This is a genomic window from Jatrophihabitans fulvus (assembly GCF_054781375.1).
Genome location: NZ_BAAGUN010000004.1, coordinates 302638 through 318380 on the forward strand (window position 1 = coordinate 302638; position 15743 = coordinate 318380).

The 15743-nt window shown below is 73.7% G+C and carries 19 protein-coding genes and 1 pseudogene; 14 read left to right on the forward strand and 6 right to left on the reverse strand.

What is annotated here, in order from left to right:
- Window positions 1-65 precede the first annotated feature (65 nt).
- Window positions 66-446 (reverse strand): annotated as a pseudogene (locus ACYVP9_RS15665) (YybH family protein); the annotation flags it as partial.
- A 68-nt stretch (window positions 447-514) separates the two neighbouring features.
- Between ACYVP9_RS15665 and ACYVP9_RS15670 the strand changes: the two are divergent.
- From ACYVP9_RS15670 to ACYVP9_RS15685, 4 genes are all read left to right on the forward strand, one after another.
- Entirely contained in the window at window positions 515-1189 is a 675-nt protein-coding gene (locus ACYVP9_RS15670) for a class I SAM-dependent methyltransferase (RefSeq protein WP_460605834.1), read from the forward strand.
- A gap of 34 nt (window positions 1190-1223) precedes the next feature.
- The gene (locus tag ACYVP9_RS15675; protein ID WP_460605835.1) at window positions 1224-2078 is read left to right on the forward strand and encodes a PIG-L family deacetylase; all 855 of its coding nucleotides are present in this window, start codon (window positions 1224-1226) and stop codon (window positions 2076-2078) included.
- Between the two features lie 127 nt (window positions 2079-2205).
- Window positions 2206-2664, forward strand: coding sequence for a MarR family winged helix-turn-helix transcriptional regulator (locus ACYVP9_RS15680; RefSeq protein WP_460605836.1), 459 nt, complete (start codon window positions 2206-2208; stop codon window positions 2662-2664).
- Entirely contained in the window at window positions 2661-4139 is a 1479-nt protein-coding gene (locus ACYVP9_RS15685; RefSeq protein WP_460605837.1) for an MFS transporter, read from the forward strand. The genes ACYVP9_RS15680 and ACYVP9_RS15685 overlap by 4 nt, the downstream gene beginning before the upstream one ends.
- A gap of 19 nt (window positions 4140-4158) precedes the next feature.
- Here ACYVP9_RS15685 and ACYVP9_RS15690 read toward each other — a convergent pair whose 3' ends face one another.
- Window positions 4159-4818 (reverse strand): DinB family protein, encoded by a 660-nt coding sequence (locus ACYVP9_RS15690; protein ID WP_460605838.1) that lies wholly within the window; start codon window positions 4816-4818, stop codon window positions 4159-4161.
- A 62-nt stretch (window positions 4819-4880) separates the two neighbouring features.
- On the opposite strand from ACYVP9_RS15690, the gene ACYVP9_RS15695 reads away from it, so the two are divergent.
- From ACYVP9_RS15695 to ACYVP9_RS15720, 6 genes are all read left to right on the forward strand, one after another.
- Window positions 4881-6302, forward strand: coding sequence for an aldehyde dehydrogenase family protein (locus tag ACYVP9_RS15695; protein ID WP_460605839.1), 1422 nt, complete (start codon window positions 4881-4883; stop codon window positions 6300-6302).
- A 79-nt stretch (window positions 6303-6381) separates the two neighbouring features.
- Entirely contained in the window at window positions 6382-7470 is a 1089-nt protein-coding gene (locus ACYVP9_RS15700) for an acetyl-CoA hydrolase/transferase C-terminal domain-containing protein (protein ID WP_460605924.1), read from the forward strand.
- A gap of 57 nt (window positions 7471-7527) precedes the next feature.
- Window positions 7528-8097 carry a SigE family RNA polymerase sigma factor gene (locus ACYVP9_RS15705; RefSeq protein ID WP_460605840.1) on the forward strand — a complete coding sequence of 190 codons (570 nt, stop codon included), beginning with the start codon at window positions 7528-7530 and terminating at the stop codon, window positions 8095-8097.
- Window positions 8094-8597 (forward strand): hypothetical protein, encoded by a 504-nt coding sequence (locus ACYVP9_RS15710; RefSeq protein ID WP_460605841.1) that lies wholly within the window; start codon window positions 8094-8096, stop codon window positions 8595-8597. The genes ACYVP9_RS15705 and ACYVP9_RS15710 overlap by 4 nt, the downstream gene beginning before the upstream one ends.
- 109 nt (window positions 8598-8706) lie before the next feature.
- A complete protein-coding gene (locus ACYVP9_RS15715; RefSeq protein WP_460605842.1) occupies window positions 8707-9114 on the forward strand; it encodes a sortase-dependent protein in 408 nt (135 codons plus the stop codon).
- Complete coding sequence (locus ACYVP9_RS15720) at window positions 9111-9773, forward strand: class F sortase (protein WP_460605843.1); 663 nt, start codon at window positions 9111-9113, stop codon at window positions 9771-9773. The genes ACYVP9_RS15715 and ACYVP9_RS15720 overlap by 4 nt, the downstream gene beginning before the upstream one ends.
- A gap of 7 nt (window positions 9774-9780) precedes the next feature.
- Here ACYVP9_RS15720 and ACYVP9_RS15725 read toward each other — a convergent pair whose 3' ends face one another.
- Window positions 9781-9972: a hypothetical protein gene (locus tag ACYVP9_RS15725; protein WP_460605844.1), complete on the reverse strand. Its 192-nt coding sequence runs from the start codon at window positions 9970-9972 to the stop codon at window positions 9781-9783.
- Window positions 9973-10152: 180 nt separating this feature from the next.
- Between ACYVP9_RS15725 and ACYVP9_RS15730 the strand changes: the two genes are divergently transcribed.
- Both ACYVP9_RS15730 and ACYVP9_RS15735 read left to right on the forward strand, forming a co-directional pair.
- Window positions 10153-11376: a GAF domain-containing protein gene (locus tag ACYVP9_RS15730; protein ID WP_460605845.1), complete on the forward strand. Its 1224-nt coding sequence runs from the start codon at window positions 10153-10155 to the stop codon at window positions 11374-11376.
- Complete coding sequence (locus ACYVP9_RS15735; RefSeq protein WP_460605846.1) at window positions 11355-11714, forward strand: hypothetical protein; 360 nt, start codon at window positions 11355-11357, stop codon at window positions 11712-11714. The genes ACYVP9_RS15730 and ACYVP9_RS15735 overlap by 22 nt, the downstream gene beginning before the upstream one ends.
- On the opposite strand, the gene ACYVP9_RS15740 is transcribed toward ACYVP9_RS15735, so the two are convergent.
- Window positions 11693-13054 carry a PQQ-dependent sugar dehydrogenase gene (locus tag ACYVP9_RS15740; protein WP_460605847.1) on the reverse strand — a complete coding sequence of 454 codons (1362 nt, stop codon included), beginning with the start codon at window positions 13052-13054 and terminating at the stop codon, window positions 11693-11695. The two genes, ACYVP9_RS15735 and ACYVP9_RS15740, sit on opposite strands and share 22 nt — an antisense overlap.
- 96 nt (window positions 13055-13150) lie before the next feature.
- On the opposite strand from ACYVP9_RS15740, the gene ACYVP9_RS15745 reads away from it, so the two are divergent.
- Entirely contained in the window at window positions 13151-14179 is a 1029-nt protein-coding gene (locus tag ACYVP9_RS15745) for a hypothetical protein (RefSeq protein WP_460605848.1), read from the forward strand.
- On the opposite strand, the gene ACYVP9_RS15750 is transcribed toward ACYVP9_RS15745, so the two are convergent.
- Complete coding sequence (locus ACYVP9_RS15750; RefSeq protein WP_460605849.1) at window positions 14151-14693, reverse strand: flavin reductase family protein; 543 nt, start codon at window positions 14691-14693, stop codon at window positions 14151-14153. The genes ACYVP9_RS15745 and ACYVP9_RS15750 overlap by 29 nt on opposite strands.
- Window positions 14694-14744: 51 nt before the next feature.
- Here ACYVP9_RS15750 and ACYVP9_RS15755 point away from each other — a divergent pair, with 51 nt between their 5' ends.
- Complete coding sequence (locus ACYVP9_RS15755) at window positions 14745-14951, forward strand: NfeD family protein (protein WP_460605850.1); 207 nt, start codon at window positions 14745-14747, stop codon at window positions 14949-14951.
- Window positions 14952-14954: 3 nt separating this feature from the next.
- Here the strand turns inward: ACYVP9_RS15755 and ACYVP9_RS15760 are convergent, their stop codons facing one another.
- Window positions 14955-15626 carry a hypothetical protein gene (locus ACYVP9_RS15760; protein WP_460605851.1) on the reverse strand — a complete coding sequence of 224 codons (672 nt, stop codon included), beginning with the start codon at window positions 15624-15626 and terminating at the stop codon, window positions 14955-14957.
- Window positions 15627-15743 lie beyond the last annotated feature (117 nt).

Genomic DNA, 15743 nt, shown 5'->3' on the forward strand with positions numbered 1-15743 from the left:
GAGACTGTGACACAAGCACTGTCGGAACGGGCTATGTCTTCGCCGAGGGGTCACGCGTCGTGCGTGAACGAGTGGTGCTCGTGGGTGACGGTCCAGCGTCCGCCGGCCCGACGCAGCCCGATGGTCAGCCGCAGCCGACGGTCGGGATCGGCCGCGAACTCGGCCGGCGTACCGCAGCGGACGAGCGCCCATGCGAAGGCGACCTCGTCCCCCGCGGTCACGTCGAGCTCGTCGATCTCGAACGTCGCACCCGAGCGCTGCCACTCGAAGAACGGCAGCCAGACGTCGCGGTAGGCAGCGTTGCCGCGCACCCCGCGCTGCGGCGGCGGGACGTCGAACATGACGATGTCGGCGGCATGATCGGCCACGACCGTCGCCAGATCGCCGGTGTGGACGGCTTTCGCCCACCTCGCCACCAACGCCCGCACCTCGTCGGTATCGCCCATGGTCCGCTCCTCGTGCAGATCAGCAACATTGCTTGCGGTTTCGCGATGTGCGCGCGCACCCTGCATCCATGACGCACGCGCACCACGACCACGCGACCGACGCCCCCGACCCGGCGACCATGCACACCGCCGCGGTGTGGGACGAGCGGTACGGCACCACCGAAGCGGTGTGGAGCGGCAACGTCAACCAGCGCCTCGCCGAGCAGGCGTCCGACCTGCCGCCCGGCGACGCGCTCGAACTCGGGTGCGGCGAGGGTGCGGACGCGGTCTGGCTCGCGCAGCGCGGATGGACCGTCACCGCGTCGGACGTCTCCGGTGTGGTCGTCGACAAGAACCGCGCGCGCAGCGAGGCGACGCTGCCGGCGGACGTCGCGGCGCGGTTGACCTGGGTGCGCTCCGACATCAAGGAGTGGCAGCCGCCGGCCGCGGCCTACGACCTCGTCTCGATGCAGTTCCTGCACCTGCCGGCCGAACTGTTCGCGGACGTGCAGCGCCGGGTGGCCGTCGCCGTCCGTCCCGGCGGACGGCTGCTCGTCGTCAACCACGACCCGCGCGATCACGAGGCCGGCCTCCGGCCCCACGGCCTGCCGGGCATGATGCCGCGCCCCGAGGAGATCGCCGCCATGCTGGACCCGCACGCCTGGGACGTCGAGGTGGCCGAGACCCAGGCTCGGCGCTGGACGATGCCGGACGGGGACGAGGCGACGGTCCACGACGCGGTCGTGCGGGCGCGTCGCCGCTGACCCGTTGTCGTCCCCGCTGCCTAGGGTTGTGAACATGGCCGACCGCCGACTCACGCTCATGACCGTCCACGCCCACCCCGACGACGAGGCCACCGGCACCGGGGGTGTGCTGGCCAAGGCGGCTGCCGAGGGCATGCGCACGGTGCTCGTCACCTGCACCGACGGGCGCTGCGGCGACGGTCCCGGCGGGGTCAAGCCCGGCGACGACGGCCACGACCCGGCCGCGGTCGTCGAGATGCGCCGCGCCGAGCTCGAGCGCAGTTGCGCCGTCCTCGGGGTCACGGACCTCGAACTGCTCGGCTACGGCGACTCCGGGATGATGGGCTGGGCCACCAACGACGCGCCCGACTCGTTCTGGTCGACGCCCGTCGACGAGGCCGCCACCCGGCTGGCCGCGCTGATGCGCACCTACCGTCCCGACGTCGTCGTCACCTACGACGAGTTCGGCTTCTACGGCCACCCCGACCACATCCAGGCGCACCGCATCACCATGCGCGCCGTCGAGCTGCTGGCCGACCATCCGTCCGACCCGTGGGCGCCCGCGAAGGTCTACTGGACCACCGTGCCGCGCGACGAGATGGAGGAGTTCGGCCGCCGGCTGCGCGAGATGGGCCTCTGGGACGAGGAAGAGGAGCAGGCCGAGGGCGGCGACCAGCCCGAGATGGGGTTGCCGCGCGACCAGATCCACACCTTCGTCGACACCACCGAGTTCGGCCCGGCCAAGTTCCGCGCGCTCGAGGCGCACGGCAGCCAGGGCGACAACATCTTCTTCATGAAGCTCGGCGAGCAGCTGTTCACCGAGATGATGGGCATCGAGGCCTTCGTCCGGGTTCGCGACACCACCGACGCCCCGCTGCCTGAGGACGATCTGTTCGCCGGCCTGCGCTGAGCCGCGTTGCCTGAGTCTCCGCTGGGTTCCCGCTGTGGCGGGAATGTGTTTCGGGACCGTATGGTTAGGAACCGAAGTATTCGGCCCCTAAGTCTGCGGGCCCGAAACATCCGGACGGGGAGGCACTGTGGCCACCGATCAGCAACCCGATCAGAGGCGCGTCGACGCCGCTCAGGAGCTGTTCGACCTGTGGCACGCCATCCGGCGGGTCACGGCGGCCCGGTTCAACGACTACGGCGTCTCGTTCCCGCGGGCGAAGGTCCTCTGGACGCTCGCCGCATCCGGGCCCCTGCGCGCCAGCGCACTGGCCGACCAGCTCGACTGTTCGGGGGCCACCGCCACCGAGCTCGTCGACGCCCTCGTCCGTGACGGCCTGGCCGTCCGCTCGCCCGACCCGAAGGACCGCCGCGCGGTGCTGATCGACATCACGCCCGCCGGCCGCGAGGTCGCCGCCGAGGCGCGGGCGCACAAGCGCGCCGTGCTCGACGACGTCTTCTCGACCCTCTCCACCGCCGAGGTGGAGCACCTCACGGCGCTGTTGCACCAGCTCGCCTCGAGCCCGACCCTGAAAGAAGCATCGGCATGACCGCACCGACACCCACCACTGACCGCCGCTGGGTGCTCATGGCCTTCGTGGCCGTGGCCCAGCTGATGGTGGTCCTCGACGCCACCGTCGTGAACATCGCCCTGCCCCGCGCCCAGGCCGACCTCGGCTTCGGCGACGCCGCCCGCCAGTGGGTGGTGACCGCGTACGCGCTCGCGTTCGGCAGCCTGCTGCTGCTGGGCGGACGCCTGGCCGACCGCATCGGCCGCAAGGAATCGTTCGTCATCGGCCTCGCCGGCTTCGCCGCCGCGTCCGCGCTCGGTGGCGCCGCGACCTCGTTCGGGATGCTCGTCGCCGCGCGGGCGTTGCAGGGCATCTTCGGGGCGCTGCTCGCGCCGTCCGTCCTCTCGACGCTCGTCACGACGTTCACCGACCCCAAGGAGCGTCGCAAGGCGTTCGGCATCTTCGGCACCGTCGCCGTCAGCGGCGGCGCGGTCGGCCTGATCCTCGGCGGCCTGCTGACCGAGTACGCCTCCTGGCGCTGGTGCATGTACGTCAACGTCGCCTTCGCCGCCGTCGCGATCTCCGGGGTGGTCGCGGTCATGCCGCGCACCCGCAGCGAGCACCGTCCGCACATCGACCTCGTCGGCACCGTGCTCGCGTCCGCAGGCCTGTTCGCGCTCGTGTTCGGCTTCTCCCGCGCCGAGACCGAGGGCTGGTCGGCGCCGTCGTCCTGGCTGTCGCTCGCCGCGGCGGTCGTGCTGCTGGCGTCGTTCCTGCAGTCGCAGCGCATGCTCGCCACCCCGCTGCTGCCACTGCGCATCCCGGTCAACCGCACGCGCGGCGCGGCCTACGCCGCGGTGTTGCTCGCGATGATGGCGGTGTTCGGACTCTTCCTGTTCCTCACCTACTACCTGCAGGTCGTCAAGGGGTACAGCCCGGTGCGCAGCAGCCTCGCGTTCCTGCCGATGGTCGGCTGCATCGTGCTGATGTCGAACGTGGCGTCGCTGGTGCTCCTGCCGCGCATCGGCCCGCGTCGCCTGATCCCGCTCGGCATGCTGTCCGGCGCGGTCGGAATGACCTGGCTGTCGACCATCGAACCCGGCTCGGCGTACGCGGTGCACGTGCTGCCCGCGATCATGCTGATCGGCCTCGGCATGGGCTCGATCGTGGCCCCGGCGATGAACACCGCCACCACGGACGTCGCCCCGGCCGACGCCGGCATCGCGTCGGCGTTGGTCAACACCAGCCAGCAGGTCGGTGGCTCGATCGGCACCGCCGTGCTCAGCACCATCGCCGCGTCGGCGACCGCCGGGTACGCCGGCGGGCCGTTCGCCGCGGCCACGCACGGCTACTCGGTGGCGTTCGCCGTCTCGGCCGGCATCTACGTGCTCGGCGCGATCGTGGTTTTCGCCGTCCTGCCGCGCCGCGCGGCGAAGCCGGTCGTCGTCGAGACGCTGCGGCCCGCCGCCGAGAACGAGAAGACCGACAGCGACGCGATCGCCGAGCGGGTCTGACCGTCCGCCGCCGGCCGGTTCAGCGGAACCGGTCGGCGGCGTCCTGCACCCGCGCGCGGTAGGCCGCCCACGCGTCCGCGTCGCGCCCGGGCAGGTTGTCGTTGCCCTGCTGCAGACCGGCGGCACCGTCGATGGTCTCGCGCACGATGTCGAGCTGACCGGCGTGCCGGTTCAGCTCGGCGACGAGGTGCACGACGATGTGGCCCAACGACACCCGGCGCCGCTGCGGCGGCCACCACGGCACCTCGCCCGTCGCGTCGAGATCCAGGTCGTCGATCGTGTCGAGCGCGTGCGCCCACACCCGCCGGAAGAGCCCCACGATGTCGTCGCGGGTCTCGTCGGCGGTCGCCCACATGTCGGCGTCGTCGGGCATGCCCTCGGCCAGCCACGGCAGCGCCTCGGGGAAGGGCCGGCCGAACACGCTGCCGAGGTACTCCGACTCGACCGACGCGACGTGTTTGACGACGCCGAGCAGGTTGGTGCCGGTGGGCGTCATCGGCCTTCGCACATCGTGGTCGCCCAGCCCGTCGAGCTTCCACAGCAGCGCCTCGTGGGCGCGGTCGAGGTGGCGGCGCAGGTCCTGCTTGAGGTCCTCGAGCAGCACGTCGGCCGCGACCAGCGCGTCGGCCTCGGGGGTCTCGTCGGTATCGCCGTCGGTCGGCGTCAGCGGGTCGGTCATGCCCGCTGACCCTGCCATTAGGGTCGGACGCGGACCACCGTTCGACGACGGAAGGACACCCGATGGCCGCCGACCGCACCGAGTTCTACATCGGGGGCGCGTGGACCGCGCCCACCGGCACCGAGACGATCGAGGTCGAGAACCCGGCCACGCGCGAGATCGTCGCCCGGGTCCCGAGCGGGACGGCGGCGGATGCCGACGCCGCCGTCGAGGCCGCCGCCGCGGCGCTGCCCGCGTGGGCGGCGACGCCGCCGGCCGAACGCGCCGCGTACGTGCTGAAGCTGCACGAGGCGTTGAGCGCGCGGTCGGACGAGATGGCCGCGACGATCAGCACCGAGATGGGTTCGCCGATCGCCTTCTCGCAGCGTGTGCAGGCGCAGGTGCCGATCGCCAACCTGCGCGCGTTCGCGGAGAGCGCCGAGTCCTTCGCCTGGGAGGAGGAGGTCGGCAACTCCCTGGTCGTGAAGGAGCCGCTCGGCGTCGTCGCCGCGATCACGCCGTGGAACTACCCGCTCAACCAGATCACCGCGAAGCTCGGCGGCGCCGTCGTCGCGGGCAACACCGTCGTGCTCAAGCCGAGCGAGCTGACGCCGTTGTCGGCGTACCTGCTGTTCGACGCGATCCACGAGGTCGGCTTCCCGGCGGGCGTGCTCAACCTCGTCGTCGGCTACGGTCCCGTCGTGGGCGAGGCGCTGGCCGCCCACCCCCGTGTCGACATGGTGTCGTTCACCGGGTCGACGCTCGCCGGCAAGCGGGTCGCCGCGGTCGGCGCCGAGACGGTGAAGAAGGTGTCGCTCGAACTCGGCGGCAAGTCGGCCTGCGTGATCCTGCCCGACGCCGACCTGAAGAAGGCCGTGAAGATCGGCGTCGCGAACGCGCTCGTCAACGCCGGCCAGACGTGCATCGCGTGGACCCGCATGCTCGTGCACCGCGACCAGTACGACGAGGCCGTCGAGCTCGCCGCCGGCTTCGCCGAGGGCTACACGCCCGGCGACCCGTTCGCCGAGGGCACCCGCATGGGTCCGCTGGTGTCGCAGCGGCAGCTCGACCGCGTCCGCGGCTACATCGAGAAGGGCGTGGCCGAGGGTGCCCGCGTCGTCACCGGCGGCGTCGAGCCGCCCGAGGGTGCGGACGGTGGGTACTACGTCCGTCCGACCGTGCTCGCCGACGTGAAACCCGACGACACCGTCGCGCAGGAGGAGATCTTCGGGCCGGTGCTGTCGGTCATCGCCTACGACGACGAGGACGACGCGGCGGCCATCGCGAACAACTCACCCTACGGCCTGTCCGGCGCGGTCTGGGCCGGCGACACCGAGCACGCGATCGCGTTCGCGCGGCGGCTGCGCACCGGCGCCGTCGATGTCAACGGCGGTCGCTACAACCCGCTCGCACCGTTCGGCGGCTACAAGCAGTCGGGCGTCGGACGGGAGAACGGCGCCTACGGCATCGAGGAGTTCACGCAGACGAAGTCCATCCAGCGCTGACGATCTCTGCCAGACTGCGCCGGTGGTCGACCTGGCGCAGCTCATCGTCCCCGGCTGCCGCATCGCGCTCGGCGACGGCATGGGCGCGCCCCGCAGCGTCTTCGGCGCGCTGAGCGACGCCGCGGCCGCGGCCGGCGACGTCGAGCTCATCCTCGGCTGGCTGCCGCTCGCCGACCCCGCCCTGCGCTACGACGCGTTCGTCGACGTGCGGGCGCTGGTGTCGGGGTGGGGCCTACGGCGCGCCATCGACGCCGGTCAGGTGCACGCGGTGCCGATGCGGATGTCGACCGTCCCCGCGCTGCTCGCCGGCCACATGCGCCCCGACCTGCTCGTGGCCAGCGTCGTCCGCGTGGACGGCGGGTTCGCGTTCGGCAGCGAGGTGTCGTGGCAGCGCGCGGCCGTCGACGCCGGCGCGTTCGTGGCCGCGGTGGTGTCGCACGGCCATCCCCACGCCGATGCCGGCGAGCCGTTGCCCGCCGACCGGGTCACCGTCGTCGCCGAGACCGACGCACCCCCGCTGCCGCTCATGTCCACCCCGCCCAGCGCGGGGCACCACGAGCTGGCCGCCCAGGTGGCGCGGCTCGTGCCCGAGGGCGCGCGGCTGCAGATCGGGCCGGGCCCGCTCGGCTCGGCGCTGCTCGACGCGCTCACCGTGCCGGTGTCGATCGACACCGGTCAGCTGCCGGACGGCGTGATCGGGCTCGAGCGCCGCGGCCTGCTGCTCGGTGAACCGGTCGCGACCTACCTCGCCGGCGGTGACGAACTGCTGGCCTGGGCCGACGGCCGTCCGATCCTGCACCGCATCGAGTACGCGCAGGACGTCACCCGTCTCGCGACCGGCGCGCAGCCCTTCGTCGCCGTCAACCTGGCGGTCGAGATCGACGACCAGGCGCAGGTGAACGCCGAGCGCACCGCCGACGCCACCATCGGGGGCATCGGCAGCCACCCCGACTACGCGCTGGCCGGCACCCGCTCGCCCGGGGGGCTGTCGATCGTGGCGCTGCCGTCGCAGATGCGGGGCAGGTCCACGCTCGTCGAGCAGCTGTCGGCGCCGGTCAGCACGCCCGGCCACGACGTCGACGTCGTGGTCACCGAGCGGGGAGCGGCCGACCTGCGCGGCCTCGACCGGTCCGAGCGGCGCGCGGCCGTCCGCGGGCTGTGGCGCTGACGGCACGCGACCGACGCGAACGGTGCAACAACCGGCGGGGGTGCCGCGTGGAAGGACGTGTCCGCACCACCGTCCCTCGAGCCGCCGGCGGCCGCGGTGAGGCCGCTGCGCCGCGCTCCCGCGCCCCCGGACGAGTCGTTCGACACCTACGTGGCCGAGCACCAGGCGGCGCTGGTCCGCTTCGCGACGCTGCTCGCCGGGTCGCCCTCCCAGGCCGAGGACCTCGTGCAGGAGGTGCTGGTGCGGCTGTACCCGCGGTGGTCGCGCATCGCATCCCTGCGGGACCCGCACCCGTACGTCCGCCGGTGCGTCACCAACGAGTTCCTGTCGTGGAAGCGGCGCTGGAGCACCCGGCACGTGCACGCGGTGACCGACCTCGTGCTCGACCAGGCGGCGCCGTCCGTGCCCGGCCCGGAGACCGGCGGACGGGATCCCGAGTTGTGGCAGCACCTGCTGGACCTGCCCCCGCAGCAGCGTGCCGCGGTCGTGCTGCGCTACTGGGAGGGCCTGCGCGACGAGGAGATCGGCGAGGTGTTGTCGTGCAAGCCCGGCACGGTGCGCGGCCATGTCAGCCGCGGTCTCGCCGCCCTGCGCGCGGCGCTCGGTGAAACGGGGGTGACGCGGTGAGCGGTGACGACCTCGAACACCGGCTGCGCAGGTCACTGGCCGACCGCGCGGGGCAGGTCGACCCGCACTTGTCGGGACCGGCGCTGCGCGCCCGCGCCGCCGGAGCGGCCCACGCCGGACGCCGGCGTGCGGCCACCGTGCTCGCGTCGGCCGCCGCCGTGGTGCTCGTCGCCGCGGGCGCGCTCGGTGTCGCCGTCTGGCAGGGCGATCGCGGCGCGCCGCCGGTCTCACCGGGCGGCCCGGCACCGGCCACGTCCGTCCGGGTCGGGCCGTCGACCGCGAGCGACCCGGCGCGGCCGGCGAGTTCCTCTCCGCAGGTACCGCCCCTGACCGCGACGCCGGCGCCGGGCACGACCCCGGCCGGCACGACCCCGGCCGACACGACCCCCTCCGGGACCGCCACCCGGCCGGGGCTGCCGTCCCGCGTGCCGCCCACCACGAGCCCGTACCCGTCGACCGCGCAGCGGGCGTCCGACTCGCCGTCGCGCCCCGCACGCTGAGAACGGTCCGAGCTCTCGACCGGCCGGCGTCGCAACAGCACGGGGGTGGCGCGCATGGAGGGGGTGCGCGCGGGCGAACGACGCCCGCCACGACCGACTGGAGATCTCCGTGACCGTGACGTCCCGTACCGCCGCAGGCCTGCTCGCCGCCGCCGCGCTCGCCGCCCCGGTGGCCGCGTTGCTGCTCAGCGCCCCGGCGGCGTCCGCTGCGCCGGCCGCACCGGCGGCGGCCCCGTCCGTCGTCCCGTCGACGACGCCCACCGTCGCCGAGCCCGCGATGTCGGCGCAGCCGGCGCCCGGGCCGACCACGCCGGCGCGGCCGGTGCCCTCCGCCTACGACACCGGCGGCACCGGCGGCGACGGGCCGATCGCCGTCCCGGCGGGACACGTCGACGTGGGCCCCGCGTCCGGCGACGGCTCCGGGGGCGCCCCGGTCACCGCGATCGTCGCGCTCGCCGCGGGCGGGGCGCTGGTGCTGGCGGGCGGGTCGGTCGTGGTGGCCCGCGCCCGCCGATGACCGGACGGGCGCGCGCCCTGCTCGGCGGCGTGCTCGCGGCCGGAGTCGTCCTGCTGGGGGTGGGGATCGCGCTGCTGGCCGGCCGCGGGACGGCGGTCGCGGGGGAGCCCCGGCTCGCGCTCGGTGCGCCGGTGGTCGACGTCGGGCAGGTTCCCCTCGGCCGCTCGGCCGCGCCGGGCGGCGGCCGGGGTGACCCGGTCGCCGCGGGGGCCCGGCTCCGGGTGCCGAGGCTGGGTGTCGACGCGCCCGTCGTGCACGTCGCGGTGCGCGCCGCGGGCGGACAGCGGGTGATGCAGGTGCCGCGCGACCCGGGAACCGTCGGCTGGTGGTCGGGCTCGGCCCGTCCCGGAGCGGCCTCCGGCACGGTCGTGGTCGTCGGGCACGTCAACTACGACGGCGTGCCCGGGGCGTTGGGTGTGCTGCCGAGGGCCCGCCCGGGCGACCGGGTGGCGCTGGCGTCGCGGACGGGCCGCGAGACCTACCGGGTGACGGCGGTGCGCACCTACGCCAAGACGGTGGGCATCCCGCCGGACGCCTTCCGCACCGGCGGGGCACCGCGGCTGGTGCTCATCACCTGCGGTGGCCCGTTCGACCCGGCGACCGGGAACTACGAGGACAACGTGGTCGCCTACGCGGTTCCGGTCACCGGGCCGAGCTGAGGTCGCATCAGGCGCGGGTCGCCGGGCGCGAACCCGGACGGACGCCGGAGGCCCGGCGGACGTGCCGCAGCACGCGGCGGGCGCGCCGGGCGGTGCGGACCTCGGCGCGCTGCTGGGCGCGCAGCTGGTGGGCGTGCCCGAGCGCGGCGTAGACCGGCTGCGGGTAGGCGAGCGAACGGGCGGATCGGCTGCTGGACATCGGACTCGGCCCCTTTCCGGTACGGGTCGTGTCCGGGTCTCTCCCGGACACGTCCACCCTCGCGCGGACGGCCGGCCACGGGCAGGGCGTCACCAGGCGGTCCGGGGTGGTGGCACCGCCCGTGGTCCGTCGGGACCTTCGGGCCGCCGGTGACGCGCGAACCTGTGTTTAGGTCGAGTGATGTCGATCTTGCGGGAGGGCGTCCGGGTCCCGACGGTGGACGTCGACCGATTCGCCCGGCTCGCGGCCCGGGTCGTGTCCGCGCCGGGCGCGACCGTCGTGCTCGCCGGGCGCGGCGGTGATTCCGGTCCCAGAGCCGTGGTCGGGCGGCACGACGACCCCTCCGGCCCGCCCGCCGCCCTGACGTCCGCGATCGGCGTGCGGCTCGGCGCCCGGGTCGCACGCGAAGGCGTCCTGTGCACCCACGCGACCCACCCCGACCCCGAGCACGGCGCCGGCTCGTGGCTCGGTGTCCCCGTCGTCGCCGGCGAAGGCGTCGCCGGCGCGGTGTGCGTGCTCGACCCGGCTGACCGCGAGTGGACGTCCGACGAGCTGGAGGACGTCGTCGCCGTCGCCGAGGCGCTCGGCCGGCAGCTCACCGATTCCCAGGGCGGCACGTCCCCGTCCGCCGATCGTGCCGAACTCGAGCGGCGCAACGCGTTCCTCAACGCGGTGCTCGAGAACCTGTCCGAGGGCGTGGCGGCGTGCGACGCCGACGGCACGCTCGTGTACTTCAACCCCGAACTGCGGCGCATCCACGGATTGCCCGAGCGTCCGATCCCGCGCGAGGAGTGGGCCAGCGCCTACGACCTCTACGACGCCGACGGCGAGCGGCTGCTGACCGGTGGCGAGATCCCGCTGGCGCGAGCCTTCAACGGCGAGCAGGTGCGCCGGCAGCAGATGGTGGTCGTCAACGAGCGGGGCCGCCGTCATTTCGTGAGCAGCGGCGACCCGCTCGTGGGCGCCGGGGGCGAGCGTCTCGGCGCGGTCGTGCTGATGCACGACGTGACCCACGAGCACCGCCGTCGCCGGGTGCGGGCAGGGCACCTCGCCGTGGCCACCGAGCTCGCGCAGGCGCCCGAGCGCGCCGCGGGTGTGGCGACGGCGCTCACCCACCTGCGGGCGGCGCTCGAGGCGACCACCGCCGACCTCGTCGGGGTCCGCGAGCCGGTGGCACCCGACGTCGACCGGCGCGTGGTCGCCGAGGTGATCCGCTCGGGCGCGACGGTGCAGCGCGTGCTCGACGACCCGTACGAGGGCCACGTGGTCTGCGTGCCCGTCGCCGTCGACGGCACCACCACTGACGTGCTCTACCTCGCGGGACCGTCCGACGACCTGCTCGACGACCTCAGCGCGACGACCTGGCCCGGGCGGACAACGACGTGCGGCGGCTGGCGGGCCTGACGACCGCGTTCCTCTGGAGCGTCGAGATGCTGCCGTCCGGCTTCTCGGACCTGCGGACGATCACGTCGCCGGTGCACGTTCTCGGTGGCGAGTCACCGGCACCCGGCACCTGGTGGAACGCGATCGTCGCGCGCGCCGAGCCCGAGGACGTTCCGGCGCTCGAGGCGTTCCACCGGCGCATCCTGTCCGGACGTCCCGGCGAGGTGACCGTGCGGCTGCACGGTGCGGACGGCGTCGTGCGCTCGATCCGCACCCGTTGCCGGGTGCGCTCGGACGGCGTCCGCCGCCACCTCGACGGCGTCAGCGAGATCGTGGCTCAGCCCGGCGTCAGCCGGTAGATCGCTCCCGCGTAGTCGTCCGAGATGTAGATCGAGGACGACGCCGGCGACTTGACCGCGCTCACCGGCCGTCCCCAGCGCGAGCCGTCGGCGTTCTGGAAGCCCTTGACGAGCACCTGCCGGCCGCCGAGCGTCCCGTTCGCCCAGTGCATGAAGACCACGCAGGGCTCGCGCGGGGTCGCGCGGTTCCACGACCCGTGCACGCCGATCAGCGCACCGGTGCCGTAGCGGCTGACGGTCGCGAACGACATGCCCAGCGGCGCCGAGTGGGCGGGCAGGCCCTGCTCGATGCGCTTGAGGTTGCCGCACTTCATCGTCCGGCCGCCGCGATTGGTCTCGGCGTCGGCCACGAACGGACGCTTCGCGTAGGCGAGCGCCGACCTCGACCCCTTCGACGGCGTCACGTCCGCGTCGGCGAAGCAGTAGGGCCAGCCCAGGTCGCGGCCCGGGGTGAGGCGGGCGACCGGCTCGATCGGGTGGTTGTCGACGTAGCTCTGGATGACCTTGCCGTAGTCGTTGCTGCCGTCGCCGTTCCAGTCGCGGTTGTGCGGGTAGGGCATGTTGTCGCGGCTGTTCACGGCGGTCCAGAGGCCGCCGTTGGGTGCGAACGCGAGACCGGTGCCGTTGCGGACGCCGCGGGCGTAGACCCGCGCGCGACCGTCGGCGAACTTGTAGACCGTGGCGCGCTGCGGGCTCGAGCGGCGGTCGTTCGAGGACGTGTTGCCGATGCTGCCGATCGAGTAGAACAGCCCGGACGGGCCGGCGACGACGCTCTTGAGCGCGTGCGCGTACTGGCCACCCAGGTCGGGGCTCTTCGCGTCGGGCAGGTTGCGCACGACGATGCGGCGGTTGCTGACGAGCCCGTTCCGGTAGCGGTACGCGTTGATCTGGTTGCTCTCCGCGACGTAGAGCGTGCCCTTGCGGTACGCGAGTCCGTGCGGCTGCCGCAGGCCCTTGATCAGGATGCGGGTGAGCGGCGCCTTGACGCCCCGCGGCACCAGTTTCACGACGTCGCCGTGCTCGGGCCGTGAGATCAGCAGCCGGTGGTCGGGCGTCCAGAGCATGAGGCGCGGGTCGGCGACGCGGGCGAAGACCGACATCTTCCAGCCCTTGGGGATCACCACGCGGCGGGTCGTCGCGAAGGAGCCGGTCCGCATGCTCGCCGGCACGGACAGGACCGTGCTGCCCGCGGCGGCGGCCGCGCGTGCGGCGGGTGCCCGTTCGGGGACGGGCTGCGCCCCCGCCGAGCTCGAGGCGGCGGACGCCGCTGCGAGCAGCCCGACGACCGGGATCGTCAGCCTCAGAGCACGGGAGCGGGGACGTGACGAACGGATCGACATTCGGGCCTCCGGGGGTTCAGCCTGCCGTCCGGACGGACGTTACGCGGAATTCGTCCGGAGCGCCCCCGCCCTCGCCCGATGACTAGGGTCCGGGGAGTGGACCGCGACGGCGACGATCTCGCACGGCGGCTGCTCGATGCCCACGTCCGGTTCCAGGTCGAGCAACTGCGCGGGGACGGGTTCGCGGCGATCGTGGCCGAGGAGGTCGACGCCGCCCTCTCGCTGGCCGCGACGCTGACCCTCGACGACGTCGTCGACCGTGCGGACGTCCGCACGGTCGCCATCAAGTACGTGGCCGGGTTCCGGCTGCCGGGCGCCATCCCCGAACTGGCGGGTGACATCGCGCTGCGGGTGCGGGCCCACCCCGCCGGTGAGGCGCCGATCGCCGACGTGCTGCCGCGCCGCCACGTCGGCGCCCTGCTCGCGAAGCTCGCCGAGGTGCAGCCGGTGCGGGCCCGGTTCGCGGCGGCGCTGGCCGACGCCCCGAGCGTGCAGCTGTGGCTGGCCGACTTCCTGCACTCGCTGACCACCTCGACCGTCGCGGCCAACCGCCGGTTCGCCGAGCGGCTGCCCGGCGTCTCGGCAGCGCTCGCCGTGGGCGACCGTCTCGCCGGTGGCGCCGTGGGCCAGGCCGACCGCGCGGCGCGCGAGGTCGCCGAACGGGCCGCGCGCGGCCTGCTGCACCGGCTGCGTGACGCGGTGTCGCAACCGGTCGACGACGACACCGTCACCGCGTGGCTGCTCGTGTGGGACGACCTCGCCGAACGGTCCGTCGGCGACGCGCTGGCCTCGGTGCCCGAGGACGATCTCGTCGACCTGCTCGCGATCGGTTACGAACTCTGGCTCGAGCTGCGCGAGAACCCCTACCTGCACGCACTGGTCGGGGTCGGCATCGACTACTTCTTCGACACGTACGGCGGCTACCCGCTCGACGCACTGCTCGAGGAATTCGGTCTCGGTCGCGCCGACCTGGTCGAGGAGGCGATGCGCTTCGCCCCGCGGGTGATCGCCGCTCTCGACGAACGCGGGGCGCTCGACGCCGTCGTCCGCCGTCGTCTCGCCGCCTTCTACGAGTCGGACGCCTTCCGTGCCGCCGTCACCGAGTCGGAAAGTCCAACTGTCTGAACTCGCTGGAGTGGAAGACCAGGGGCGGACGGTCGGGGAACGCCTCGAGCTCGTGCACCTCGAGCACGGTGATCACGTGGTCACCGGCGGCGAACTCGGCGAACACGGTGCACTCGAGCCACAGGCAGGCGTGGTCGACGAGCACGGCACCGCCGTCGGCGGTGGTGGTGCGCACGCCGGCGAACCGGTCGATGCCGCGCGCCGCGAACTGCCGGGCGAGCGCGGGCTGGTCGTCGGCCAGCACGCTCACCCCGAGCCGTCCGCCCTGCCGCATGCCGTCGCGCAACGTCGCCCAGGTACCGGACGTGCGGGCGATGTTCACCGACACCAGCGGCGGGTCGAGCGACACCGACGTGAACGAACTGGCGGCCATGCCGACCGGCCCGTCGGCGAATTCGGCGGCGATGACGGTCACGCCGGTGGGGAAGGACGCGTAGGCCGACCGCAGCACCTCGGGTGCGAACCGGGCCGGGGTCAGCCCGGCGTCACCGCCGTCGGCGGCCTCTGTGGTCATGCCCCCATCATGGTCGCCGACCGTGAGGCGGCCCGGTGGCAGGATGCCCGTGTGGCCGATCCCTCGCTCGTCGGAGCGCTCGGCACCGTCGTGCGCGACATCCGCGGCGGACGGTTGCCCGGCGAGATCCGCGTGGTCGACGGCGGCGAAGCGGTGCTGCTCATGGCCTACTGCGAGCGCCCGCTGGCCGCCGGCGCCCGGGTGCGGGTCACCGGCGGCCGCGGGCCGCGCCAGGTCGACGTCCGGCCGTGGCCCTGAGCGTCATCCGTTCGGGATGACGGTGCCCTTGACCTCGCACCGCAGGTCGCCCGCGACGCTCTGCCCGACGACCTCGAGCGACGCGAAGGCGCTGTCCCCGTTCGAGGAGAAGAGGTTGAGCCCCTGCAGGTAGCGATGCGACCGGGACCCCTTGGGTGCGCCGAGCTGGTAGGTCAACGACGTCGCGTCCGAGTCGTCGACGATCGACGTACTCGTGCCGCTGTCGGTCAGGGCGAGAGTCGACGTCCCGCTGATGGACAGTTTGGCCGCCGAGGCAGGTTCGATCCGCACCGACGTGTAGGCGATCCCGCTGTCGATGTAGCACTGCGGGGTGACGAGGAACTCGCCCACGGAGATCGCCTGGGAGACCTCCGTCGAGGTGGCGGAGAAGTAGATGTTCTGCGATCCCGGGCCGGGGATGCCGCGCAGGCCCTGCTTGCCTGCGGGACCCTGCTTGCCGATCGGTCCCTGCTTGTTCAGCGTGACCGCCGTGAAGCCCTTGGGGCACTTGCCCGCGGAGTTCTTCAGGGCCAGCCGGCCCCACTTGTTGGCGCACGCGGCGACGGTCTTCGTGGTCGTGGCGGTGCCGGCCACGGCATAGCCGACGCTGCCGGCACCGAGCGTGAACGCGGTTCCGGCGGCGATGATCAGGGCGACGGTGCGGATGCGGGGCATGGGTCCCTCCCGGGTCTCGTGGACACCGGGAGCCTGCGGGCCACCCCTTCGGGAACCCTTAAGCCGCGCGAGCCGCGACCGCGACGGGAGGGTGTCGCGGCCGCGGCGGTTCGGCGC